The organism is Rhizobium mulingense, from assembly GCF_029194105.1.
GTDB lineage: Bacteria > Pseudomonadota > Alphaproteobacteria > Rhizobiales > Rhizobiaceae > Rhizobium > Rhizobium mulingense.
Window position 1 is genome coordinate 184,880 of the sequence record NZ_JARFVE010000003.1, and the last position, 24,346, is coordinate 209,225.

24 protein-coding genes are annotated in these 24,346 nt (G+C 62.3%); 10 read left to right on the forward strand and 14 right to left on the reverse strand.

Going from position 1 to position 24,346, the window contains the following annotated elements; all coding sequences use genetic code 11:
- Window positions 1-19: 19 nt before the first annotated feature.
- Entirely contained in the window at window positions 20-1,003 is a 984-nt protein-coding gene (locus tag PYR71_RS05840) for an ABC transporter substrate-binding protein (RefSeq protein WP_275618587.1), read from the forward strand.
- A gap of 9 nt (window positions 1,004-1,012) precedes the next feature.
- A complete protein-coding gene (locus PYR71_RS05845) occupies window positions 1,013-1,783 on the forward strand; it encodes an ABC transporter ATP-binding protein (RefSeq protein ID WP_183918421.1) in 771 nt (256 codons plus the stop codon).
- 87 nt (window positions 1,784-1,870) lie between these two features.
- Here PYR71_RS05845 and PYR71_RS05850 read toward each other — a convergent pair whose 3' ends face one another.
- Entirely contained in the window at window positions 1,871-3,685 is a 1,815-nt protein-coding gene (locus tag PYR71_RS05850) for a chloride channel protein (RefSeq protein ID WP_275618588.1), read from the reverse strand.
- A gap of 251 nt (window positions 3,686-3,936) precedes the next feature.
- On the opposite strand from PYR71_RS05850, the gene PYR71_RS05855 reads away from it, so the two are divergent.
- Window positions 3,937-4,371 carry a MarR family winged helix-turn-helix transcriptional regulator gene (locus PYR71_RS05855; protein ID WP_183918419.1) on the forward strand — a complete coding sequence of 145 codons (435 nt, stop codon included), beginning with the start codon at window positions 3,937-3,939 and terminating at the stop codon, window positions 4,369-4,371.
- Window positions 4,372-4,389: 18 nt separating this feature from the next.
- On the opposite strand, the gene PYR71_RS05860 is transcribed toward PYR71_RS05855, so the two are convergent.
- The 5 genes from PYR71_RS05860 to PYR71_RS05880 form a co-directional block, all read right to left on the reverse strand.
- Window positions 4,390-5,298, reverse strand: a complete 909-nt coding sequence (locus PYR71_RS05860) for a homocysteine S-methyltransferase family protein (RefSeq protein WP_275618589.1) — start codon at window positions 5,296-5,298, stop codon at window positions 4,390-4,392.
- Between the two features lie 76 nt (window positions 5,299-5,374).
- Window positions 5,375-6,064 (reverse strand): ABC transporter permease, encoded by a 690-nt coding sequence (locus tag PYR71_RS05865; RefSeq protein WP_183918417.1) that lies wholly within the window; start codon window positions 6,062-6,064, stop codon window positions 5,375-5,377.
- A gap of 15 nt (window positions 6,065-6,079) precedes the next feature.
- Window positions 6,080-6,805, reverse strand: a complete 726-nt coding sequence (locus PYR71_RS05870; RefSeq protein ID WP_275618590.1) for an ABC transporter permease — start codon at window positions 6,803-6,805, stop codon at window positions 6,080-6,082.
- 12 nt (window positions 6,806-6,817) lie between these two features.
- Entirely contained in the window at window positions 6,818-7,591 is a 774-nt protein-coding gene (locus PYR71_RS05875) for a transporter substrate-binding domain-containing protein (protein ID WP_275618591.1), read from the reverse strand.
- Between the two features lie 48 nt (window positions 7,592-7,639).
- Window positions 7,640-8,419, reverse strand: coding sequence for an ABC transporter ATP-binding protein (locus tag PYR71_RS05880; RefSeq protein ID WP_275618592.1), 780 nt, complete (start codon window positions 8,417-8,419; stop codon window positions 7,640-7,642).
- A gap of 154 nt (window positions 8,420-8,573) precedes the next feature.
- Here PYR71_RS05880 and PYR71_RS05885 point away from each other — a divergent pair, with 154 nt between their 5' ends.
- The 5 genes from PYR71_RS05885 to mctP all read left to right on the forward strand — a co-directional run bounded on the left by PYR71_RS05885 (window position 8,574) and on the right by mctP (window position 13,074).
- On the forward strand, window positions 8,574-9,038 hold the full coding sequence (locus PYR71_RS05885) for an Lrp/AsnC family transcriptional regulator (RefSeq protein WP_275619051.1): 465 nt from the start codon (window positions 8,574-8,576) through the stop codon (window positions 9,036-9,038).
- 73 nt (window positions 9,039-9,111) lie between these two features.
- The gene (mctS, locus tag PYR71_RS05890) at window positions 9,112-10,497 is read left to right on the forward strand and encodes a two-component system sensor histidine kinase MctS (protein WP_275618593.1); all 1,386 of its coding nucleotides are present in this window, start codon (window positions 9,112-9,114) and stop codon (window positions 10,495-10,497) included.
- Window positions 10,494-11,165 (forward strand): two-component system response regulator MctR, encoded by a 672-nt coding sequence (gene mctR, locus PYR71_RS05895; RefSeq protein WP_275618594.1) that lies wholly within the window; start codon window positions 10,494-10,496, stop codon window positions 11,163-11,165. The genes mctS and mctR overlap by 4 nt, the downstream gene beginning before the upstream one ends.
- Window positions 11,166-11,411: 246 nt before the next feature.
- Window positions 11,412-11,609: a DUF3311 domain-containing protein gene (locus PYR71_RS05900; RefSeq protein ID WP_007539443.1), complete on the forward strand. Its 198-nt coding sequence runs from the start codon at window positions 11,412-11,414 to the stop codon at window positions 11,607-11,609.
- On the forward strand, window positions 11,599-13,074 hold the full coding sequence (gene mctP, locus PYR71_RS05905; RefSeq protein ID WP_275618595.1) for a monocarboxylate uptake permease MctP: 1,476 nt from the start codon (window positions 11,599-11,601) through the stop codon (window positions 13,072-13,074). The genes PYR71_RS05900 and mctP overlap by 11 nt, the downstream gene beginning before the upstream one ends.
- A gap of 69 nt (window positions 13,075-13,143) precedes the next feature.
- On the opposite strand, the gene PYR71_RS05910 is transcribed toward mctP, so the two are convergent.
- The 8 genes from PYR71_RS05910 to PYR71_RS05945 all read right to left on the reverse strand — a co-directional run bounded on the left by PYR71_RS05910 (window position 13,144) and on the right by PYR71_RS05945 (window position 22,223).
- Window positions 13,144-15,114, reverse strand: coding sequence for a HAMP domain-containing methyl-accepting chemotaxis protein (locus PYR71_RS05910; protein WP_275618596.1), 1,971 nt, complete (start codon window positions 15,112-15,114; stop codon window positions 13,144-13,146).
- Window positions 15,115-15,769: 655 nt separating this feature from the next.
- A complete protein-coding gene (locus PYR71_RS05915; RefSeq protein WP_097580874.1) occupies window positions 15,770-16,108 on the reverse strand; it encodes a hypothetical protein in 339 nt (112 codons plus the stop codon).
- 91 nt (window positions 16,109-16,199) lie between these two features.
- Window positions 16,200-17,297 (reverse strand): ABC transporter substrate-binding protein, encoded by a 1,098-nt coding sequence (locus PYR71_RS05920; protein ID WP_275618597.1) that lies wholly within the window; start codon window positions 17,295-17,297, stop codon window positions 16,200-16,202.
- A 50-nt stretch (window positions 17,298-17,347) separates the two neighbouring features.
- Window positions 17,348-18,388 carry an ABC transporter permease gene (locus PYR71_RS05925; RefSeq protein ID WP_275618598.1) on the reverse strand — a complete coding sequence of 347 codons (1,041 nt, stop codon included), beginning with the start codon at window positions 18,386-18,388 and terminating at the stop codon, window positions 17,348-17,350.
- An 18-nt stretch (window positions 18,389-18,406) separates the two neighbouring features.
- Complete coding sequence (locus PYR71_RS05930; protein WP_275618599.1) at window positions 18,407-19,903, reverse strand: sugar ABC transporter ATP-binding protein; 1,497 nt, start codon at window positions 19,901-19,903, stop codon at window positions 18,407-18,409.
- A gap of 104 nt (window positions 19,904-20,007) precedes the next feature.
- Window positions 20,008-20,901, reverse strand: a complete 894-nt coding sequence (locus tag PYR71_RS05935; RefSeq protein WP_275618600.1) for an NAD(P)-dependent oxidoreductase — start codon at window positions 20,899-20,901, stop codon at window positions 20,008-20,010.
- Window positions 20,891-21,445, reverse strand: a complete 555-nt coding sequence (locus tag PYR71_RS05940; protein ID WP_275619052.1) for a gluconokinase — start codon at window positions 21,443-21,445, stop codon at window positions 20,891-20,893. Before PYR71_RS05940 ends, PYR71_RS05935 begins: the two co-directional genes overlap by 11 nt.
- Before the next feature lie 13 nt (window positions 21,446-21,458).
- Window positions 21,459-22,223 carry an SDR family oxidoreductase gene (locus PYR71_RS05945; protein ID WP_011427770.1) on the reverse strand — a complete coding sequence of 255 codons (765 nt, stop codon included), beginning with the start codon at window positions 22,221-22,223 and terminating at the stop codon, window positions 21,459-21,461.
- A gap of 134 nt (window positions 22,224-22,357) precedes the next feature.
- Here PYR71_RS05945 and PYR71_RS05950 point away from each other — a divergent pair, with 134 nt between their 5' ends.
- Together PYR71_RS05950 and PYR71_RS05955 are read left to right on the forward strand one after the other, a co-directional pair.
- A complete protein-coding gene (locus tag PYR71_RS05950) occupies window positions 22,358-23,299 on the forward strand; it encodes a 2-hydroxyacid dehydrogenase (RefSeq protein ID WP_275618601.1) in 942 nt (313 codons plus the stop codon).
- 10 nt (window positions 23,300-23,309) lie between these two features.
- On the forward strand, window positions 23,310-24,341 hold the full coding sequence (locus tag PYR71_RS05955) for an L-idonate 5-dehydrogenase (protein WP_275618602.1): 1,032 nt from the start codon (window positions 23,310-23,312) through the stop codon (window positions 24,339-24,341).
- The last annotated feature ends 5 nt before the right edge of the window (window positions 24,342-24,346 follow it).

The following is a 24,346-nucleotide window of genomic DNA, read 5'->3' on the forward strand; positions in this document are numbered from 1 at the left end:
TCTTCCGAAAGGACTTTCCATGACCTTCCATCCCCGCAACCTTCTCCTGCCGGCCGTGATCGCTCTCGGTCTTGCCACACCGGCCGCCGCCGCCGACGCAGTGAAACTGCGCTATCTCGCGAGCCAGGGCGGTCTTGCCGCCCATGAACTTGCCGAAGCGCTCGGTTATTTCAAGGACACCGGCATCACGTTTGAGAATGTCGGCTACGCCCAGGGCGGCCCGGCCTCTCTCATCGCTCTGGCATCCGGGGACGTGGAGATCGGCAGCGCCGCCACCTCCGCCGTCTTGAATTCGATCATCGGCGGCAATGATTTCGTCGCCGCCTATCCGTCGAACGGCATCAATGACGAGGTGCAGTCGACCTTCTATGTCCTGGAAGACAGCCCGATCAAAAGCATCAAGGACATTGCCGGCAAAAGCATCGCCGTCAACACGCTCGGCGCCCATCTCGATTACACCATCCGCGAAGCCCTGCATTCCGTCGGCCTGCCGAGCGACTCCGCCAACCAGGTCGTCGTTCCCGGGCCGCAGCTCGAGCAGGTGCTGCGTTCCAAGCAGGTCGATATCGCCGCCTTCGGCTATTGGCAGACGACCTTTGAGGGTGCGGCGCTGAAGAACGGGGGCCTGCGTGCGGTCTTCGATGATACCGACGTGCTTGGCGACATCGCCGGCGGCTTCGTGGTCCTGCGCCGCGATTTCATTCAGCAGCATCCCGAGGCTGCGAAGATCTTCGTCGAGCAATCGGCCCGCGCACTCGACTATGCCCGCGAACATCCCGAGGAAACTAAGAAAATTCTGGCCAAGGCGCTCAGCGAACGCGGCGAGAACCCTGATATTGCGCAGTTTTTCCGCGGCTACGGCGTGCGCGCCGGCGGCCTGCCGGTCGAGCGCGACATCCAGTTCTGGATCGACGTCCTGGTTCGTGAAGGCAAGCTGAAGCAGGGCCAGCTGGTTGCCAAGAACATCATCTATACGGCCGATGCCAAGCCGGCAAGCAACTGAGGAACCGCAATGAGCCTCGCCCAAGACATTCGCCGCGGAGAGGTGACGATCCGTCACCTCTCCAAATCCTACAAGCTGAACGGCAGCCATCTGCAGGTTCTGAAAGATATCAACCTTCACATCCGCTCCGGCGAAAGCCTCGCCATCGTCGGCGCCAGCGGTTCGGGCAAGACGACCCTGCTCAGGGTTCTCGCCGGACTTGAGGATTCCGATACCGGAGAGGTCCTGGTCGACGGCAAGGCAATAAGAGGCGTCGGCGCCGAACGCGCCGTCATCTTCCAGGAGCCGCGCCTTCTTCCCTGGCTTGATGTCCTTGGCAACGTCGCCTTCGGGTTGGAAACGAGAGGTCTCACCCGCGAGCAGGCGAGGGCGCGGGCTCGTCACTACGTCAAGCTCGTCGGCCTGCAGCAATTCGAGGCGGCCTATCCCCGGCAGCTGTCCGGCGGCATGGCGCAGCGCGTCGGCATCGCCCGAGCGCTTGCCGTTCAACCGGAAATCCTGCTGCTCGACGAACCGCTCGGCGCGCTCGACGCGATGACCAAGATTGGCATGCAGCAGGAGCTCGCGCGGATCTGGCGCGACGAGGATGTGACGACCATTCTCGTCACACACGATCTCGAGGAGGCGATCTATCTCGCTGACCGGATCCTGATCCTGCCGCGGGAAAAGGGCGCCGAGCCGCGCCTGATCGACATCGATCTGCCGCGCCCGCGCGACCGCAGCGCGCCGGAATTCGTCCGCTATCGCGAACAGCTGCTGAACCTGTTCGGGCTGCATTGAAGGCGGCAGACGCAAACGCGCGCCGCATGGGACCTGATCATGCGACGCGCGGCAGCTGCGGCAGCGATACCGAGAAACCGGCGCGCGCTACTGCAACCTGCTCCTGGGCCCTGCAGCGAGGTAAGGCCGACGGTCCAGTTCTGCGGACCTCAGTGAACTGCGCAGCCGCAGCAGATCCTTGCGCGCGATCAAGCCGCACAGCCGCCCCGACACCGGTTCGACGATCGGTATGCGGCCATTGTCCGTCGACAGCATCAGATCGGCGATAAAGGCGACGGTATCATCGGGGTGTCCCACAGGAACCGAAGCGTCCGTTACATTGTCTGCAAGCGTTTGGGTGGCAATGTCCGGTTTTCCCTGCCAGAGCAGAATATCGGCCCTCGATACGATGCCAGTCAACTTGCCTGCCGCATCGACCACCGGATAGATCCGATGGGTCTTCGGCCGTGAGGCGAAGAAATCGCATGCTTCCCCGACCGTCATGGTAACGGGAAGCGTGTCGACGTCGCTGATCATGATCTCCCTTGCCCGGGAGAGCTCGAACGGATCGACGCCGTATTCGCGGGTGATGTGCTGTCCACGGCGTGCGATTTTTTCGGTGAGGATCGAGCGGCGCAAGAGAAGGACCGTGACGGCATAGGCCACAACCGTTGCGGCGAGCAGGGGAACCAGCGTGCTGACGTCGCCGGTAATCTCCATCGCAAAGAAGGTGCCGGTGAGCGGTGCGCGCATGGTTCCGCCCATCATCGCCGCCATTCCGAGCAACGCCCAGAAGCCGGGATCGTTGCCAGGCATGATCAGCCCGACCAGCCATCCGAGAGCGCCGCCGAAAATCAGGAGCGGCGCGAGCACGCCGCCCGAAGTGCCGGACGATAGGGCAAACAGCCAGATAATCGTCTTCACCAGCAGGATCGACAGCACGGCCGGCGCAAGCAGCCGGTTGTTAAGCAGCCCGTCAATGATGTCGTAGCCGACGCCCATGGCCCTCGGTTCGATCAGGCCACCGAGACCGATGACGAGGCCGCCGAGCGCGGGCCACCACATCCAGTGGATCGGCAAGGCTTCAAACAGGTCCTCGATCTTGTAGAGCAGCGTCGTCAGCAAGCCGGATTGCAGGCCTGACATGATCCCCATCGCCGCGCAGGCGAAAATTCCCCACCAGGGCAAGGTCATCTGGAAATGGGTCGGGAATAGCGGACCGGTGCCGAAGAGCAGCGGACGCCAGCAGATCGACACGCAGGCGGCGACCGCGACGGGAATGAAGCTGCGCGGCTTCCATTCGAACAGCAGCAGTTCGACCGCCAGCATGACCGCGGCGATCGGCGAGCCGAAGATCGCCGTCATGCCGGCGGCCGCACCCGCGACGAGCAGCGTCTTTCGCTCGGCGGCACTCATGTGAAAGAACTGGGCGAAGAGCGAGCCGATCGCCCCGCCGGTCATGATGATCGGCCCTTCGGCGCCGAACGGGCCGCCCGTTCCGATCGAGATCGCGGAGGACAGCGGCTTCAGGACCGCGACCTTCGGCGACATCCGGCTGCCGCCGATCAGGATGGCTTCGATCGCCTCGGGAATGCCGTGGCCGCGGATCTTCTCGGACCCAAAGCGGGCCATCAAGCCGATGACAAGCCCGCCGAGCGGCGGCACCAGCACCACCCACAGCGAGCGCGGCACGGCGGCGAGAGAAGCGGGCTGAATGCCGATCTGCCCGAACCAGATGACATTGGTCACAAGCGCGATCAGACTGACGAGGCACCAGGCCGCAAAGGCGCCGGCACTGCCGACGACGATGGACATCCCGACCAGCAGGAGGACCCGCCTGTCGGTGGTGAAATCGCCGGCCTCGCGCCGGGAAAGACCGCCGGTGAAATCATGCGGCCGGTTGCTGGGATGATGCTGCGCCATGGAAGCCTCTGCTGCGGATAAGGGTCTGCTTGAGTGGGGTCAATATATCGTGATACGATATAAATCAACGGACAAAAGCGAGAAGACGAAAATGTCTCCGACGATGCCTCACTTGACCGGCCGGCGGCTGCCCATCTATTCGAGATCGGCAAAAGAATTCGCGCACAGAAGCCGGTGTCGCGCGTTGCCCCGACACCGAGGCACGGCAGCCGAGCAGGGTCGCTTCACAAAAGCGGCAGAGGAGAATGAGTGTGAGGAAACCCCCGCCGCCGCTCAGACAGGAAGATTACGAGGCGCTCGCCGACCTCAGGTTCGCGCTTCGTCAGTTCATGGACTTCAGCGCCTCAGCCGCCCAGTCGGAAGGACTGCCCGTGCAGCAGCACCAGGCGCTGCTGGCGATCAAGGGACAACGCGGCGAAGCGATGACCATCGGCATGCTGGCCGAGCGGTTGATCATCGCGCCGCATACGGCGACCGAGCTCGTCGGGCGGCTGTCGGATGCCGGACTGGTTGAACGCCATGCCGACCCGACCGACAGGCGTCGTCAGACGCTCTTCCTGACCGAGAAGGCCGACGAGCTTCTGACGCGGTTGAGCGCCGTCCACCTTTCGGAAATCAGGGTGATGGCGCCGAAGTTGATCGAGCTTCTGCTCGAGCTCCAGAAGACGGCGCCGAAAGGGGAGTGAACAAAGCCACGCCGCGGCTTACCGTGAAAGTGTTTTTCCGAGACGATGGATATGGGCGGCGCCGATGCCGCAGCAGCCGCCAATGATCGTCGCTCCGGCTTCGGCCCAGGAGCAGGCAAAACGCGAATAGGCATCATCGTCCAGATCGTCGCGGGTATCGTGCAGGCCTTCATTGGCGGCCGATGCGCCCTGTTCGCCTTCGAAGGCGTTGGCATAGACGCCGATTTCGATCCGGGCGTTCGCCTTGCGGAACACGCGCGCCGCCGTCTCGACTGCGCCTCGCATGACTTCGGGCTTGCTGCAATTGAACAGGAAGGCTTCGGCACCTGAAGAAACCGCCCAGGAGGCCGCCTCCTCGACGCTTTCACAGGAGCGGAGCTTCGGCTCGCCGCTTTCGATGTCCGCTTCATCATCGGCCAGCGTGAAGGAAATCCAGAAGGGTTTGCCTGATGCCGACACCGCCTCGCGGACGGCCTTGCCCTCGGCGATGAGACTCAACGTCTCGCCGAGCCATATGTCGACGAAGGGGTCGAGGTTTTCGACCAGCACCTTGAGATAATCCTGCACCCGCTCAGGCTGAAAATTCTGCGGTTCGTAGGAACCGAAGATCGGCGGCAGCGAACCGGCAACCAGCACCTTGCGGTCGATGACGGCATCGGCCGCCTCGCGCGCCAAGCGGCCGGCGAGACGGATCAGCGCCGCCCCCTCCGTCTGGAACCGGTCTTCGCCGATATGGAAGGGCACCAGCGCATAGCTGTTCGTCGTGATGATCTCGGAGCCGGCGGCGATGAATTCCTTATGCACGTCGCGGACGATATCCGGCGAATTGATCAGCGCCAGCGCCGACCATTCCGGCTGCTTCAATTCGGCGCCGAGCCGCAGCAATTCGCGGCTCATGCCGCCGTCGAGAATTCGTGTGGTGCTCATGAAGAGATCTCCATTCGGGCTGTCGCGCCGTTACCGGCGGCGGGCTTTAAAAACAAAGTGAGAAACGTCCGTCCGCTTAACGTCGGACCGGCGCTTGCGCTTCGAGACCTCGAAAGACGCGGGCGATGACTGCGGTCAGGGCGAGATAGAAAAGGGTGACGACAAGCAGCGGCTCATAGACCAGCAGCGTGTCCTGGCGAACCTTGTTGGCCACGGCATAGAGATCCATCACCGTCACCGTAAAGGCGAGCGGCGTCGCCTTGAGCTGCATGACGATCTCTCCGGCTATCGTCGGCAGCGCGATGCGGATGGCGCGCGGCAGCCAGATACGGCGGGTCAGCTTCCAGGGCGACATGCCGAAGGCCCGGCCGGCTTCGAGCTCGCCCTTGGGAACGGCAAGCAGCGCGCCGCGCAAAACCTCCGCCTCGTAAGCCGCATAGTTCAGCGTGAAGCTGACCGCGGCGAAGAAGAAGCCCTCGCGCAGGATCGGCCAGAACAGGCTCTGGCGGATGCCGGGAACCATCGGCAGCAGCGAGCCGACGCCGTAATAGAGAAGCCACAGCTGGATCAGCAGCGGCGTGCCGCGGAAGAAGGTGCAATAGCCGCGGGCGGCGAGCCGCGCCAGCCTGCCGCCGCTGACCTGCGCGAAGGCGAGGCCGATGGCGATGATGAAACCGAAGACCACTGAGATGACCAGCAGCGACACCGTCTGCCAGGCGCCGGTCAGAAGAAGCGGCCAGTAGGAAGAGATCCAGGTGAAACTCATTTGGCGCGGCTTTCTTCAGGCAAGGCGTGGCTGTCCCCGCCGCACCCGCCCCTCGATCAGCTTGAAAGCGAGGTTGGAAACGAGCGTGATCGCGAGATAGAGAAAGGCCGAGGCGAGGAAGAACACGAAGTAATGCTTGGTGCTTGCCCCAGCGAGGCGGGTGGCGAGCGCCAGTTCCTGGTATCCAACAACCGCGACCAGCGCGCTGTCCTTGGTGACCGACATCCACAGATTGGCAAGACCCGGCAGCGCGTTCGGCAAGAGCGCCGGCAGCAGGACGCGGCGGAACCGCAGCATCGGCCCCATGCCGAAGGCCTTGGCCGCTTCGATCTGACCGGTGGGAATGGCGAGGATCGCGCCGCGCAGCACCTCCGTCATATAGGCGCCCTGCACGAAGCCGAGCACGGCGACGGCCGCGAGGAAGCCGTTCACATTGACCGGCGGCAGCTCCAATGCCGCCAGCAGCCGGTTGAGGCCGTCGGTGCCGGCATAATAGAGCCCGACGATCAGGATCAGCTCGGGAACGGCACGAATGACCGTGGTGTATAGATCCAGCAAGAGGCGGAGCGCGCGATTGTCCGAAAGCTTTCCAAGCGCGCCGCCTGTGCCGAGCAGCAGGCCGACCGCGAAGGCGCAGGCTGAGATGGCGACCGTGGAAACCGCACCTGCCAAAAGAACACCGCCCCATCCCGGAGGATAGGGAGACAGCAGGTCCAGAATGCCTTGTTGCGCGGTCGCCATCTCTTGGGCTGCTTACTTCGCGCCGTAGATGTCGAAGTCGAAGTATTTTTTGGTGATGGCGTCATACTGGCCGTTGGTGCGAACTGCAGCGATTGCCGCATTGAGCTTGGCTTTCAGCTCCGTATCTTCCTTGCGCAGACCGCCGGAAACGCCGGCTCCGAGAATCTCCTTGTCGTCCGCGACATCACCCATCTTGGCGCAGCAATCCTTGCCGCCGTCGCTTTTCAGGAAAGCGTCGAGCGCCAGCGAATCGCCGAAGACGTAGTCGATGCGGCCGGAGGCGAGATCCTGGAACGCCTCGTCGAGCGTCTGGTAGGTCTTTTCGTCGGCAGCCTCGGCAAAGTATTTCTTGTAATATTCAGACTGGATCGTCGACACCTGGATGCCGATCGTCTTGCCCTTTACGTCGTCGGCAGTGGCGCCCGGCTTCTGGTCCTTGGGACCGATCAGGGTGCTCGGCGTGTTGTAGTACTTGTCGGTGAAGTCGATCACCTTCGAACGTTCCGCCGTGTTCGACATCGACGACCAGATCACGTCGAACTTCCTGCTCTCAAGAGCCGGAATGAGACCATCCCAGGAAATGTCGACGATCGAGCATTTCTCCTTCATCTCTGCGCAGACGGCGTTCATCAGGTCGATTTCCCATCCGTGCCACTCCCCCGAGGCGTCCTTGGCGAAGAAGGGCGGATAGGATTCGTTCATGACGCCGAAGCGGACTTCGGCCTGCGCGGTGACGGCGGAAAGCGCAAGTGCCGCGCCGGCAAAAAGCGTGGGGAGCAGTTTCATTCGCAGAATTCTCCTGGTTCGTGTGTTGTTGATGATGGCTGGTGTGGATCAATGGGCGCCGAGACGGGTGAACTCCCGGCAGCGGGCGCTGACCGGCGCCCCGAAAACCTGTTCCGGCGGCCCTTCTTCCTCGATCCGTCCCTGATGCAGGAAGAGGACGCGGCTCGAAACATCCCGGGCGAAGCGCATTTCATGCGTGACGATCAGCATGGTCCGGCCTTCTTCCGCGAGATCGCGGATGACCTTCAACACCTCGCCGACCAGTTCCGGATCGAGCGCCGATGTCGGCTCGTCAAACAGCATGACGGCGGGATCGACGCAGAGCGCCCGCGCAATCGCTGCCCGCTGCTGCTGACCGCCGGAGAGAAAGGCGGGATAGGCGTCGCGCTTGTCGAACAGCCCGACCTTGTGGAGCAGGGCTTCCGCCTTTTCGATCGCCTCGCGCTTTGACATGCCCATGACATGCACCGGCGCCTCGATGACATTTTCCAGCACGGTGCGATGAGCCCAGAGATTGAAACTCTGAAAGACCATGCCGAGCCCGGTCCGCAGCCGCTCGATCTGCCGCCAGCTCTGCGGCTTTAGCCGCCCGCCGCGATCGACTTTCAGCACGATCTCCTCGCCGTTGACGGCAACGCGGCCGCGATCCGGCGTCTCCAGGAAATTGATGCATCGAAGGAAGGTGCTCTTGCCGGAGCCCGACGAGCCGATGATCGAAATCACGTCCGACTTGTAGGCCTCCGTCGAGATACCCTTGAGAACCTGTTGCGAGCCGAAGCTTTTATGGAGATCTTCGACGCGAAGAGCAGGAAAGGGCTGATCCGACATGCATGGGTCCGGCTGAACTGAGTTTGCAAAGGATAATGATAAAAGAACGCGGTTTTTTCGCGCAATTATCACCTCTTTTGCATATTTTGTGCAAAATAATCTTCCTTGCGCTTCGAATGCGGCAGAAACTATGAAACTGGAAATGGACTGGACAATGGAACAGCTGGATCGTTTTGACCGTGACATTCTCGATGTCGTTCAGCGCGACTGCCAGCTGAAGGCCGAAACGATCGCCGAACGGATCGGACTGTCGGTCTCGGCCGTGCAGCGGCGATTGAAACGGCTGCGCGAAGAGGGGATCATCAAGGCCGAGGTCGCCGTCGTCGATCGGAAGGCGACAGGAACATCGATGGTGTTCATCGTCGGCATGGAGATCGAGCGGGACAATTACGACGCGTTGGCGAAGTTCCGCGTCTGGGCGGAGAAACAGGATCATATCCAGCAGGTCTATTACGTCACCGGCGCAGTCGACCTGATCGCCATCGTCACCGCCCGAGACGTCGAGCATTATGACGACATCGCCGCCCTGATCATGGCTGACAATCCGCAGATCCGCCGCATGCACACCAATGTCGTGCTGCGCGACGTCAAGCTCGGCCTGTTCGTGCCGCTCGAATAGCTCCGGACAAGCCGCTGGACTCGCCTTCGGCAAAGGGCATAATTCCGGGCGCAAATTTCGGGAGGAACGATCCTTGACGTTACGACACCAGATCATCGCATTGGCGGTCGTCCCGCTCGTCATCTCGATCCTTGCGATCACCGCCTTCATCACCTGGCAATCGGCAAACCTCGCCAAGAACAGCATCGACACGTTCGAGCAGAACATGCTGAAGACCAAGGAAGCCGAGATCCTCAATCTGACCAATCTTGCCCTCTCCGCCATCCAGACGATCTACGACAAGGCCGGGGCCGACGACGAAGCCGCCAAGCAGCAGGTGGCTGATATTCTGACTTCGCTCGACTACGGCAGGGACGGCTATTTCTTCGTCTATGATTACGACGGCAACAATATCGTCCATCCGCGCCAGAGTTTCCGGCATGGACAAAATTGGCTCGACCTGACCGACCCGGATGGCGACAAGGTCATTGCCGAACTGATCGCCACCGCAAAGGCCGGCGGCGGCCTGCACCAGTACAAATGGCAGAAACCTTCGACCGGACAGATCGCCGACAAGCTCTCCTTCGTCGTCAGCCTCGACAAATGGCACTGGGTGGTGGGAACCGGCGTTTATCTGGACGACGTCTTCGCCCAGAGTGCGGCCGCCAACAAGGTGATGCGCGCCAATATCAGGCGAACCTTCGTGATCGTCGCGCTGATCGCCGTGCCTTCGGTGCTCGTTGTTTTCACCACCTGCATGCTGCTGACCTTCCACGAGCGCCGCATGGCCGACAGCCGGCTCAAGGAGCTGACGCAGCGAGTGATCGACACCCAGGAAGAAGAGCGCACCCGGCTCGCGCGCGAGCTGCATGACGGCATCTCCCAGACCCTTCTCGGCGTACGTTATGCGATGGATCTCGCCGGCCGCAAGGTCAGGACCAATGTCGACGAGGCGGCGCTGACCATCGAGCGCGGCGTCGAGGCGCTGAACGGCGCGATCAAGGAAATCCGGCTGCTCTCGCATGATCTGCGCCCCCGCGTGCTCGACGATCTCGGCCTGACGGCTGCGCTGGAGGCGCTGTGTCATCACTTTGCCGAACGGACGGGGATCGAGATGAAGATCGACGCCTCGGGCTTCGCCGGCACGCTGAAGGCGGAAGCCAGCACCGCCCTTTATCGCGTCGCCCAGGAGGCCTTCAACAATGTCGAGCGGCACTCGGGTGCCTCGAAGCTCTCGGTCAGGCTCTGGAGCGACGGCGCCCGCGCCCGCATGACCATCTCCGACAACGGCACCGGCTTCGATGGCGCCAGGGATAACGCGCCCGGCGGCTCGGGCCTCGGCCTGCGCAACATGCAGGAGCGGATGGCTCACTTCCGCGGCCTGCTGCTCATCAACAGCAGCGAGGCCGGCACGACACTGACGGCCATGATGCCGAGATCGGCCAATCTGCCCGCCGGTAAGCAGGCGGAAGCCGCATGACGGAACGCCCGAAAATAAGGGTGCTCCTGATCGACAACCATCCGCTGGTGCTGGACGGGCTAAAAGCCGTTCTCGAAACATTCGATCATATCGAGGTCGCCGGCATCGCCGGGCTGGCGCAGACCGGGCTCGATATCGCCCGGCAGATCCAGCCGCAGGTGGTGCTGATGGACATCAACATGCCGAAGCTCAGCGGCATCGATGCGATCGAACTGTTCCGGAGCGAACTTCCGCAGACCCGGGTCGCGATGCTCTCCATGCATGACAGTCGCGAGTATATCTCCTCTTCGGTCATGCGCGGTGCCGCCGGTTATGTTCTGAAAGACGTTTCCACAGAGGAGATCGTCGCGGCGATCGAAACCGTCGCGGCTGGCGGCACCTATTTCTCCTCCGGCGTCTTCGACGCGCTGATGGGGGAACGGGTGGAGGAGGGGAGCGATCCCTTGACCCCGCGCGAACGCGATATCCTCGGGCTGATCGTTGCCGGCCGGAGCAACCGCGAGATCGCCGAAATGCTCGGGATAAGCGCTGCCACGGCGGAAACCCATCGCAAGAACCTCAAGAAGAAACTTGGCATCGCCACCACCGCAGGCCTCATACGCTATGCGCTCGACCATGGCATCGTCTCGAAAATCGACGCGAATTCGCGCCTACCCACTTCTGGGTAGAGCCCGGTATTTCAGCTCTGCGCCCATCTTGTGGGGATAAAACGGACGCCCTAGGACTCCATTCGCGGCTTGCCAAGTGCCAGCCGTTGGGAGGAATTCACATGCGTTACATCAGCTTCCGATTGGCCGGAAAAGCTCGAGCGACCCGAACCGGGCCTGCTGCCGCCGCCGGCTGACAGACCTGCCTTCCACGCCGACAACTGGAACATGGCGACCGCGATTGCGGCGCCTGAAAGGTACTCCGACATGGAAAAACCACGTAGCAAGGCAGCGCTCTGGCTGCTGATCATCCCGTATATAGGTCTGCTCTGGCCGCCATTTTATAATCTCCGCGAGCCGTCGCTTTTCGGCTTTCCCTTCTTCTACTGGTATCAACTTCTCTGGGTGCCGATCACCGCGACGCTGACCTGGATCGCCTATCGGAGCGTTCGTCATGACGACTGACATCAACGGCACGGCGCTTGCCGTCTTCATCTTCTTTTTCGCCCTCGTCACCGTCATGGGCTTCGTCGCCAGCCGCTGGCGCAAGCCCGAGACGCTCGCCCACATCGATGAATGGGGCCTCGGCGGACGCAACTTCGGCACCTGGATCACCTGGTTCCTCGTCGGCGGCGATTTCTACACCGCCTATACGGTCATCGCCGTCCCGGCGCTGGTCTATACCGTCGGCGCCTACGGCTTCTTCGCATTGCCCTATACCATCGTCGTCTATCCCTTCGTCTTCATGGTCATGCCGGTCCTGTGGAAACGCGCCAAGGAATTCGGCTATGTGACGGCCGCCGACGTCGTCCACGGCCAATATGGATCGCGCGGTCTTGAACTCGCCGTCGCGGCGACGGGCGTCATCGCCACCATGCCCTACATCGCCCTCCAGCTCGTCGGCATGACGGCGGTCCTGAAGGCGCTCGGGCTGCATGGCGAACTGCCGCTGGCGATCGCCTTCATCGTGCTGGCCCTCTACACCTATTCGGCGGGCCTGCGCGCCCCGGCGCTGATCGCCTTCGTCAAGGACATCATGATCTATATCGTCGTGATCGCAGCCGTCGCACTCATCCCGTCGAAGCTCGGCGGCTACGCCAATGTCTTCGCCTCGGCCGATGCGGCCTTCCAGGCCAAGGGCTCCGGCAACCTGCTGCTCGGCGGCAATCAGTATGTCGCCTATGCCACGCTCGCTCTCGGTTCGGCGCTCGCGGCCTTCATGTATCCGCATACGCTGACCGGCATCTTTGCCTCCAACAGCGGCAAGACGATCCGCAAGAATGCGATCATGCTGCCCGCCTATACCCTGCTGCTCGGCCTTCTGGCGCTGCTCGGCTATATGGGCCATGCCGCCAACCTGAAGCTCGACAGTGCCAATGACGTCGTTCCGACCCTGTTCAAGACCTTGTTTTCGGGCTGGTTCTCCGGCTTCGCCTTTGCAGCGATCGCGATCGGCGCACTGGTGCCGGCGGCGGTGATGAGCATCGGTGCGGCCAATCTTTTCACCCGCAATTTCTGGAAGGCCTATGTCGACCCCAAGGTCAGCGATGCGGGCGAAGCCAAGGTCGCGAAGGTGACGTCGCTGGTGGTGAAGGTCGGCGCGCTGCTCGTCATCATCTTCCTGCCGACCCAGTTCGCCCTCGACCTGCAGCTGCTCGGCGGCATCTGGATCCTGCAGACGCTTCCGGCCCTGGTCTTCGGCCTCTATACCAACTGGTTCCGTGCACCCGGGCTGCTTGCCGGCTGGTTCGTCGGCTTCTGCGGCGGCACCTACCTGGTCTGGGACGCCGGCTGGAAGCCGCTGCACCTGATCAGCCTCGGTGGTGAACCCTTCACCGTCTATACCGGACTGCTGGCGCTCGCGGCAAACATCGCCGTTGCCGTCGTGGTCAACGCCCTGCTTCCGGCCAAGGTCCCGGCCCGGGCGTAAGAGAAAAACACGAAGGGCAGCAAACGCTGCCCTTCGCTACTTTAATTTTTCAGCAGAACTCTGTGCGGTTTAAAACTCTTCCCAATTGCCGGCCAATGCTGCGTTCCCCTGGGTCGCATTCCCCTTGAACGACTTGCTCACTCTGGCAACCATCTGGCGGGCCGGCGAAGCCACGGGCTGAGCCTGCTGCGCCGCGGGAGCCGGCTGCGATATGCGCCTCGATGCCACCACCCCGCCAATGTTGAACTGGCCCAGGAGCTGGAACAGCGCATCGGCTTCTTTGGCGAGCTTGTGAGCGGCGGCTGTCGCTTCTTCGACCATCGCGGCGTTCTGCTGCGTGCCCTGATCCATCCTGTTGACGGCGGTATTGATTTCTTTCAGCCCGGTCGCCTGCTCCTGCGAGGCGCCGACGATGGCGCCGACATTGCCGTCGACCTGCTGCACCTGTACCGCAATCTCCTGCAGGGCCTTTCCGGTTTCGCCAACCAGGGCGACGCCGTTTTTCACATGGCCGTTCGAAGCGTTGATCAGCTCCTTGATTTCCTTTGCCGCCTTGGCGGAACGCTGCGCCAGTTCGCGCACTTCCTGGGCGACGACGGCAAAACCCTTGCCGGCTTCACCGGCGCGGGCGGCCTCGACGCCGGCATTCAGCGCCAGCAGGTTGGTCTGGAAGGCGATCTCGTCGATGACGCCGATGATGCTGCCGATTTCGGTGGCGGAGGACTCGATCTTGCCCATGGCATCGACCGCGTCGCGGACGACGCTGCCCGAGCGTTCCGCATTGTCCTTGGTCTTACGCACGAGCTGGCCTGCTTCCTGAGCCCTATTGCTGGAGTCGGCGACGGTGGTCGTGATCTCTTCCAAGGCAGCGGCGGTCTCCTCGACAGAGGCGGCCTGCTGCTCGGTCCGCTTGGCGAGATCGTCCGAAGCCGAGCGGATCTCCTGTGCGCCAGCCGCAATCGCGCTGGCGTTCTCGGCCACCTTCTGCATGGCAGCACGCAGCTTTTCGACGGCGGAATTGAAGTCGGCTCTGAGTTTTTCCAGGGACGGGATGAACGGCGTGCCGATCTGCTGGGTGAGGTCGCCATCGGCCAGCGCCTGCAATGCACTGCCAAGCTGGCCGACGGCCCGGTCCGTCTGCTCGGCAAGGGTGCGGCGTTCGTTGGCATCCTGTTCGAGCCGGTGCCGTTCCGCAACGGCCCGCCTGGCTTCGGCATCGGCTTCCCGCTCCGCCTTTGCCGAAATGGCGTCGCGCAATCCCGCCACGGCGCGGGCAAGCTTGCCGATCTCGTCGCCGCGCGCTTCGAGGCGACGGTCGCCATCGAGATTGCCCTCCGCCATCGCTTTCAACGAAAGCTGCAGATTTGCCAGCGGGCCAACGATCGTGCGTGCGGTAATGACCGCCGCCAGGACGGAAAGAAGCGCCGCGATGCCCAGCGCCATCAGGACGATCGGCTTGAAGCCGCTTGCCGTGCTGCGGACGTCGCCGCCGATCGATCTGTTCAGTGCTTCCTGGTGGTCGATGAATTTGTTGATCGCGCCGAGCCAGGCAACGAAGTCCGGCCGCGCCTGTTCGAGCAGGATCTTGCGGGCAGCCTCGCCGTCACCCTTCTCCTGCAGCGCGATGATCTGGGCGACCAGGGGATTGGTTTTCGCCTGGATGTCGGCGATCTCCTTCAGGATGGACTTCTCCTGGTCCGTCGCGCCGGCCGGCGATGCGACCATATCGGCCATGCGCTTTTCGTTCTCGGCATAGGAAGCCGCGAGCTTTTCGATCAACGCCTCGGCCGCCTTGCGCTCATCGGCAGAGGTCACCAGGGTCACATCGCGAATGGCAATCGCCCGGTCGTGCACGCTGCCGCGAAAATTGATGGCGAACCGCTGCTTGACGCTGTTGACGTCGTTGATCGTTTCGAGATTGCTGTTGATCTCCGCGACCTTAACCGTCGAATAGATGCTCAGGCCGGCCATCAGCAAGATCAGGAAGCTGAAGCCAAGGGCGAGACGCACCGCGACCCCGAAATTCTGAATGCTCTTCATTACCACTCTCCGTCGTATGGGAGGTTTTGTTACAGGTGTCTGGACTGCCGGGATCGTTCGTCGCATCTCGTTCAAATGTGGGACCCGTTGTCCCGAGCACCCGATAGGCACCCCGCACGCGGAAGCGACGCCATTCGCATACCGCCACACGTATCCCCTGAGCGCAGCCAGCGCATCAAAGGTGCGAGCCGCCTGCGTCGCGGTAACAATGTCGATTTCATACGAGATTCGGATGCCCGGCCCGCCGTCATGGCGTAGGCGACGATCCTGGGAACGTCGCTCCGATAGCTTAAAACTAAAGTTATATATTTTAGAGAATGTAAACGACGACGAGAGGGCATCGTTCTGTTGCGCTTTTCGTATATTTCATCGGTATTTCTGCGCAAAACGTCTGATTTTCGTACGCGAAAGAATATTGGAAGTTGCTACATGGAAAGATGCGTATCGACTGTTGCATAAGCGAGTGCCGAATGTTTGCGGACGCGCGAGCCAATGTGATCGAGGTATCTTCTGGCGGATTGGTCTTCGACCGACAAGCTGGAGGGTGGCGCGCTGCATGTCGCGGACGCCAACCTCTACCTCGCCAGGAATGCCGGCCGTAACCGCTGCGTGACGACGGCGTAACGCTTGGTGCCCACCGGCTGCTCCGGCTGTGTCAGGCGACACGCGGAGGATATTCGTTGGCAGCGAACACGTGATGATGCACTTTGCCGGTGAAAAGCTTCAATAGCTCGCCGGTGACCTCGCGGCTCTGAAACCGCACATCGGAGAGAAGTGCTGCGTTCACGGCCTCCATGTGAGGATACCGAATGGCCAGAGCCATGGCATAGACCGGGGCGCCTTCGTCGCGTTCGACCCCGTCCAGCACCCGGATTTCTTCGGCTCCGGGAAATTTCGTCCACAAAGGAACAAGGCGCTGTCTCACAAAGTCGCGAAATTCCTCTTCCCGGCCGGGATGGATTTCGCCTTCAAACAAAGCGTAGCGAATGATCATAGGTTCTCTTTTCCAAAACTCGAGGGAGCTGGACCGATGTCGGGTGACTGAGGGAGGGAGGGCGTATCGGTCGATACGCCCTCGGAAGGGCTTATTTGCCCCAGATCTTCTTGTATTGATCGCGATAGCCGTTATCGGGATCGAAGCTGTTCTTCGGTCCGCCGTCGAATTCGACGTTCGCGCTGGTCACGACGTGCAGCGGCGACACATAGCCCGACCACGGGGCGCCGGCGAAAGCGCGGTTCAGCTCGTCGACGAGTTGCCAGCCCTGCAGGTTGAGCGGCTCGGCGACGGTGACGGCCTGGAACTGCTTGGCGCGGATACGCTGATAGGCGCTCTCCGAACCGTCGCCGGCGGCGACATTCACCGGCTTGCCGTCACCGGCAATACCGGCCGAGGCGAGCGAAGGTCCCATGAAATCGTAATAGAGGTCGTTGATCGCCAGGGAATGCGTCCACTTGGCGCCGTACTTCTGCAGCAGCGACGTGGTCAGCTGCGGCATGCGCTGGGAGGTTTCGGCGATCGGCGTGTCGACATATTCGAGGACCGTGCCGCCGAGATCCTCGATCTCCTTCTTCATGCGGTCGGCCTTGGCGATCGCGATCGCATAGGTGGAGTCGGTGAAGATGATGACGCCCGGCTTGCCGCCGGCATCGGCGAAGGCCCAGTCCGCCGCGGCCTTCGATACTTCCATCGCATCGGTGGTCACATTGGCGAACACGCCGACCTCGGGAACCGGGCCGACGGCCGAGGCGGCGTGCCACGAAACCATCGGAATGCCGGCCGCCTTGGCCGCCTCCATCGCCGGCTTTTGCTCGACGGCGTCGAAGCCGTTGATGATGATGCCGTCGGGCTTCAGCGCCATGGCCTGGCCGAAGGCCGCCGTCCGTCCGCCGATCGAGCCTGCGCCGTCGAGCGCCTTCACCGTCCAGCCCAAGGCGCCCGCCGCCTCCTCAACACCGTTGACCACGCCGAGGATGCCGCCATTCTTCATATCGGCGGCAAGAATGACGATGTTCTTGCCGCTCGCACCTTTCGGGCCGCTCGTCGGGCCATCCCATGCGCTCACCTTGGACGCATACTTCTCGACCACGGCCTTGGCGTCAGCCATCGAATCGGCCATTGCCGGCACGCTGAGCATCAGGGCGACGGTTGCGACCGTTGCCTGCATTAAAGTCCTGCGCTTCATGTTCACTCCTCCATTTTGTTTGTTCTGTAACACCGGCTGAGCCGGCATCCTCATTTTGATGCGGGTGTGATCCTCCTCACAGCTCCGCGCTTGCGCTGGGCGTAACCTGCTATGCCGATGGCAATCAGCAGGGTTACGCCGTTGAACAGCGGTTCGACGAAGAACGACCCGCCGAATTGCTGAATTCCTGAAATGCCGACCGCCAGGATGATGACGCCGATCAGGGTGCCCCAGACGTTCACCCGCCCCGGCTTGATCGTCGTCGATCCGAGGAATGCGCCGACAAGCGCCGGCAGCAGATATTCGAGACCGACACTCGCCTGGCCGATCCGCAGCTTCGAGGCGAGAAGCACACCGGTCAGAGCCGCCAGCAGACCCGAGGTGATGAAGGCGCCCATCACGAATTTGCGGACCGGAATGCCATTGAGGGCCGCGGCCTTGGGATTGGCGCCGATGGCGTAGAGATAGCGGCCGAAAGGCAGATATTCGAGAACGATCCACATACAGATCGCGATCAGGAGCACATAGAAACCGGTGATCGGCAAGCCGAACAGCATGGTGCCGTTCAGCGCATAGAAACCTTCCGGCAACACGCCGACCACCTGCCGCCCGCCGGTATGCCAAAGAGCAAGCGCGTAGAGAACCGTTCCGGTGCCGAGCGTGGCGATGAAACTGTCGATCTTGGCGACTTCGACGAGCAGGCCGTTGATGAAGCCGGTGAGAACGCCGAGGGCAAGCACGATGACGACCGCGACCGGCCAGGGCAGGCCGTAGACCGTCTGCAGGCTGATGGCGAGGATATGCCAGAGCACGATGCCGTAACCGACGGTCAGGTCGATGCGGCCCGATGCCATCGGGATCATCGCGGCGAGCGACAGCAGCGCGATAATCGCCTTGTCGGAGACGATCGAGCGGACGTTCAGCACGGTCGGGAAGGTATCGGGCAGGAGGATCGAGAAGAGCACGATCAGGCCGACAGTCAGGATCACCAGCCCGTAAACCGGGATCAGGCGTCCGATCTTCTGGCCGGTAGACAGGCCGGCCATTTCGCTCTTGGTCGGCTCCAGCGCGGTGGATTCAATGGATTGCATGGCTGTTCTCCCGATGGCTCAAGCCGCTTCCGAGGCGGAGGCGGCGGTGATGACCGCCTCCGTCGTCAGAGCGCTTCCACTCAGTTCGCTGACGATTTTGCCGCGCGAGAAAACCAGCGCGCGGTGGCAGATATGGGTGATTTCCTCGAAATCCGTCGAGACCACGACGACCGCCAGGCCGGCCTCCAGCGCCTGGGTGATCAGGCGGTAGATCTCGGCGCGCGCGCCGATGTCGACGCCGGCGGTCGGGTCTTCGGCAACCAGCAGCTTGCGGCCGGTCGCCAGCCAGCGGCCGACGACGACTTTCTGCTGGTTGCCGCCCGACAGCGCTTCCGCCGGCAGATCCGGATCGTTCGGCCTGAGGCCGACGGAATGGCCGATCGCATGGGCGAGATCGGCTTCGCCGCGCGGCGACAGGAAGGAGAAAAGCCCGCGGCCGACGGCGCCCGGATTGAGATAGGTGTTTTCCCGAATGGACAGCGACAGCGCAACCGATTCCTCCGTCCGGTCACGGGCGATCAGACCGATGCCCGACGCCATGGCCTGTCGTGGGCTGGAAAGATCCGGCGCCTGGTCATGCAGCAGAACCGAGCCGTTGAAGGGCTCGCAACCGAACAGCGCCCGGCCGATCCGTTCCTGGCCGGCGCCGCGCAGTCCGGCCAGGCCCAGCAGTTCGCCCCGACGGATATCGAAGGAGATCGGGCTCGTGCCGGCGCAGACGAGGTCGCGGACCTTGACGATCGCCTTGCCGGGCTTGATTTCGGTCTTCGAAAAGAGGCTGTCGCCGCTGCGGCCGATGATCATCGTCACCAGTTCGTCGGGGGTGGTCTCGCTGACCGGCTTCTGTCCCACCATGCATCCGTCGCGCAGCACGGCGACGCGATCGGCGATGCGGAAAATCTCGTCCAGCCTGTGGGAGACGTAGATCATGCCGACGCCGCGCTCTTTCAGCGGGCGGATCGCATTGAACAGCCGATCGACTTCGTCGGCGGGAAGGCTCGCCGTCGGCTCGTCGAGCACGAGAACATCGGCTTCGACGGCAAGCGCCCGGGCAATGGCGACGAGCGATTTTTCGGTGCGCGACAGGGCCGAGACCCGCGTCGTCGGATCGAAGTCGCAGCCGACCAGTTTTAGCGCTTCCTTGGCCCGCGCCTGCGTTCTTCCCCAGTCGATCAGGCCGCTGCGCATCGAGAAGCCCTGCGACAGGCCCATATTCTCTCCGACCGTCATCCACTCGATCAGACCGAGATCCTGGTGGATGAAGGCGACCGGCTGCCGCTCGTTCGGTTTCGGCGGGCGATGATGGTAACTCTGGCCGCGAAAGAGGATGTCGCCGTTATCGGGCTTGTAGATGCCGGCAAGGGTCTTGATCAGCGTCGATTTGCCGGCGCCGTTTTCCCCCAGCAGCGCCAGGATCTCGCCTTCGCGCAGATCGATCGATACGTTACGCAGCGCCTGCGTGCCGCCGAAGCTTTTGCTGATCGATTGGAACTCCAGCAGTCTCTTGGCTTCCACTGTGGCTCCTCCCAAAGCTGCAGCTGTCCTTACAAAAAGATGTTATCGATAACATTTCGCAGTAGTCAAGCGGAAAGTGATAATCCTCAACCCGCGAGATGACGTCAGCCGGCGCGAAATCCGTCGAGGAGATGCATCATCTCGGCAGAGTCCTTCGGCCCAAGGCCGGCGGCGCAAAGCAGGCGGTGAATCTCCACCACCGTACCCGTCATCGGCAGCGGCGTCTTGGTCTTCAGCGCAAAGGCCTGAAGCGAATCCAGATCCTTCAGCATATTGTCGATCCTGCCCGTCGGCGAGAAATCACGGGCGGCGAATTTCGCCATGAACTCCTGCAATATCCGGCTGTCTGCCCTGCCACCGGCAAGCGCTGCCGGAATTGCGGCCGGATCGACGCCGCCGGCTTCCGCGAGCTTGACGGCTTCGGCGACCGCCTGGAACAGCACGGCGCAGAACAGCTGATTGATCAACTTGGTGGTCTGCCCGGCGCCGGAGGCGCCCATCAGCGTATAATTGGCGGCAAGATGCCGCATCACCACGCGCGCCCGCTCGAAATCCTCGGGGCTGCCACCGGCCATGATCGTCAATTTGCCGCCGAGCGCGCCGGGCACGCCGCCCGACAGCGGGCAATCCACCCATGCCATGCCCGTTTCCGCGCGCAGCCGCTTCGCCATGTCGGCCGTCTCGGCGGGGTCGATGGAGGACATGTCGATCAACAGCTTGTCGGCGATTGCCGCCGCTGCAACCCCCTTCTCACCGAAGACGACGGCGCGCACGATGCTGGCGTGATTGAGGCTGAGAATGCAAAATTCGGACGCCGAGACGGCACTCGCCACGGAGCTCGCCGCGTGAGCGCCCTTTGCCGTCAATGCAGCGACCTTCTCGGCATCGAGATCGAAGACCGATACTTTGTGGCCGGTTTCGATCAGCCGCGTGACGATCGCCGTTCCCATGATGCCGGCGCCGATGACGGCGACATCTGCTCTATAATCATTCTGCATCAAAACCTCCCTTGATGGCTGCGCCTTTCAGCCCCTCACAAGCCAGCGCCACAATATCATCCAAAGCCATATCGATCGCCACCGTCACGACACCGGCTTCACCGGTCGGCGGCTCCAGCGTCTGCAACTGGCTGTCGAGCAGCGACGCCGGCATGAAGTGGCCCTGACGGGCCTGCATCCGTGATAGCAGCAGCTCGCGCGAGCCCTCCAGGAAAACAAAGGCCAGGCGCCCGCCCGCCGCCTGCTTCAGCCGATCTCGATAGCTGCGCTTCAGCGCCGAGCACGAAATCACCAACCCCCGCGACGCCCTTTGCGCGATCTTTATTTCCACGCCGATCTGGTCGAGCCAGGGTAGGCGGTCGGCGTCGGTGAGCGGTATGCCCTGAGCCATCTTCTCGACATTTGCCGCGGGGTGGAGTTGGTCGCCCTCGACAAACCGCATACCGTTTCGAGCGGCGATGCCCGCCCCAACCGAGGATTTGCCGCAACCGCTCACACCCATGACCACGACGGCCAGAGGCAGCGCTTCTTTCTCGATCTCCATCATCGCGTCTCTGTCAGAGGCAGGTCGTGATGCCGCCATCGACATACAGCGTATGGCCGTTGATGAAAGACGAACCGCGGCCCGAGAGGAAAACGGCCGCACCCACCAGTTCCTCGACATTGCCCCAGCGTCCGGCCGGCGTCCGCTTCTCCAGCCAGGACGAGAATTCGGGATTGTCGACGAGCGCCTGGTTGAGCGGCGTCTTGAAATAACCCGGCGCGATCGCATTGATCTGCAGACCGTGCTTGGCCCAGTCGGCGCACATGCCGCGCGTCAGGTTACGCACCGCGCCCTTGGTCGCCGTATAGGGGGCGATGCCCGGACGGGCCAGTTCGCTCTGGACGGACGCGATGTTGATGATCTTGCCTTGACCGCGGGCAATCATGGCCTTGGCGGCTGCCTGGCCGACGTAAAACACGCTCGAAATATTGGTGGTCAGAAGCAGTTCCCATTTGTCCGCCGGAAAGTCTTCCAGCGGCGTGCGAAACTGCATACCGGCATTGTTGATCAGGATGTCGAGCGGGCCGATATCGGCCTCGATCGCATCAATGCCTTGTTTGGCGGCGTCCTTGCTGGTCACATCGAAGATGGCCGCATGGGCCGACAGGCCTTGAGCCTTGAGGCTCTCGACGGCCCGTTTGACGCTCTCGGGCGTGCGGCCGTTGATGACGACCTCGGCACCATGCTGCGCCAGGCCCTCGGCCAGCGCATAACCGATCCCCTGGCTCGAGCCGGTGATGAGGGCAAGCCGTCCGGTCAGATCAAACAGGTTCTTCATGCAAGTAACTCCTCCGGTGTCGCTGCGAATGACGGCTTATACCGCCACTTCAGGTGAAACTCACTTGACATCGCTTTTCCGGATTATATGTTATCGATAACATTATCAACTGCCAAATGCGGGACGGAGACGGAATGTCTGAGGTAGAGATCTTGATGACCGGAGCCTACCCGGAATGGGATATGGCCGATCTGGAGGCGAAGTATCGCGTTCACCGCCTGTGGGAAGCGGCAGACCGGCAGGAACTGATCGCAAGGGTCGGCAGGGATATTCGCGCTGTCGCGACGCGCGGTGAACTCGGCGCGTCCGCCGAGCTGATGAAGCAATTGCCGAAGCTGGAGATCGTGTCCTGCTACGGCGTCGGCACCGATGCCATCGACCTCTCCTATGCCCGCACCAACAGCATTCGCGTCACCAATACACCAGACGTGCTGACCGAGGATGTCGCTGATATCGCCATCGGACTATTGCTTGCCACGGCGCGGCAGATTCCACAGGCCGACGTTTTCGTCCGCGCCGGCCAGTGGGGCAATATCGCCATGCCGCTGGTGACGCGGGTCTCGGGCAAGAAGGTAGGGCTTGCCGGCATGGGGCGGATCGGCAAGGCGATCGCCAGGCGGGCAGCCGCTTTTGGCTGCGACATCGCCTATTTCGCCCGCAATGAGCACAAGGATGTCGGCTATGCCTACCAGCCGGACCTGGTTGCACTTGCCGATTGGGCCGATTTCCTGATCGTCATCGTCCCCGGCGGGCAGGCGACGATGAAGATCATCAATGCCGAAGTGCTGAAAGCCCTCGGTCCCAAGGGCATGTTGATCAATGTCTCGCGCGGGACGACGGTCGACGAAGAGGCGCTGATCGCGGCCCTGCAGAACGGCACCATCCAGGCCGCAGGCCTCGACGTTTTCCTCAATGAACCGAAGATCGATGCGCGTTTCCTGACGCTTCAAAACGTGGTGTTGCAGCCCCATCATGGCTCCGGTACCGTCGAGACCCGCAAAGCCATGGGTCAGTTGGTCAGAGACAATCTCGCCGCGCATTTTGCCGGCGCAGCACTTCCAACTCCCGTCGTGTGAGGGTTTCGATATGAAAGCCATCGTTATTCATGCCGCCAAGGATCTCAGGATCGAGGAGCGCGAGCCGGAGGTTGCGGGAGAGGGGCAGGTGGAAATCGCCATCGAAGCCGGCGGCATTTGCGGTTCCGACCTGCATTATTACAATCATGGTGGCTTCGGCACCGTTCGCCTGCGCGAGCCGATGATTCTCGGCCACGAAATCGCCGGCACGGTCAAGGCGCTGGGTGCCGGTGTGAGCGATCTGGCGATCGGAGACCGCGTTGCGGTGTCTCCGAGCCGGCCGTGCAATCATTGCCAATATTGCCTGAGGGGGCAGCAGAACCACTGTCTCAACATGCGGTTTTACGGCAGCGCCATGCCGATGCCGCATATTCAGGGCGGCTTTCGCCAGCGCCTGGTGGCGGAGCGCTGGCAATGCCACAAGGTCGCCGACGGCATCTCCATTCACGAGGCCGCCTTCGCCGAACCCTTTGCCGTAACGCTGCATGCTGCCAGCCGCGCCGGATCGCTGCTGGGAAAACGGGTTCTCGTCACCGGTTGCGGCCCGATCGGCATGCTGGCGATTATTGCCGCGCGCGTTCTCGGCGCCCGCGAAATCGTCGCGACCGATGTGACCGACAGCGTTCTGGCGATCGCCCGCACCAGCGGCGCGGATCGAACGATCAATGTTGCGACGCATGCCGCCGACCTCGCTGCTTACGGCGCCGACAAGGGATATTTCGAGGTCATGTTCGAAGCATCAGGCAATGAGCGCGCGGTGCGCGCCGGCCTGGAGGCGCTGAAGCCCCGCGCCGTTCTCGTGCAGCTCGGCCTCGGCGGCGATGTCTCCATCCCGCAGAACATGATCGTCGCCAAGGAACTCGAGATGCGCGGGACATTCCGTTTTCACGAGGAATTTGCGCTTGCCGTCGAGCTGATCAACGCGCGGCGCGTCGATCTGAAACCGTTGCTAACAGGGGTTTTTGCCATCGAAGAGGCCGTCGCCGCCTTTGAATTGGCAAGCGATCGCAGCAAGTCGATGAAAGTCCAGATCGCCTTCTGACAAGG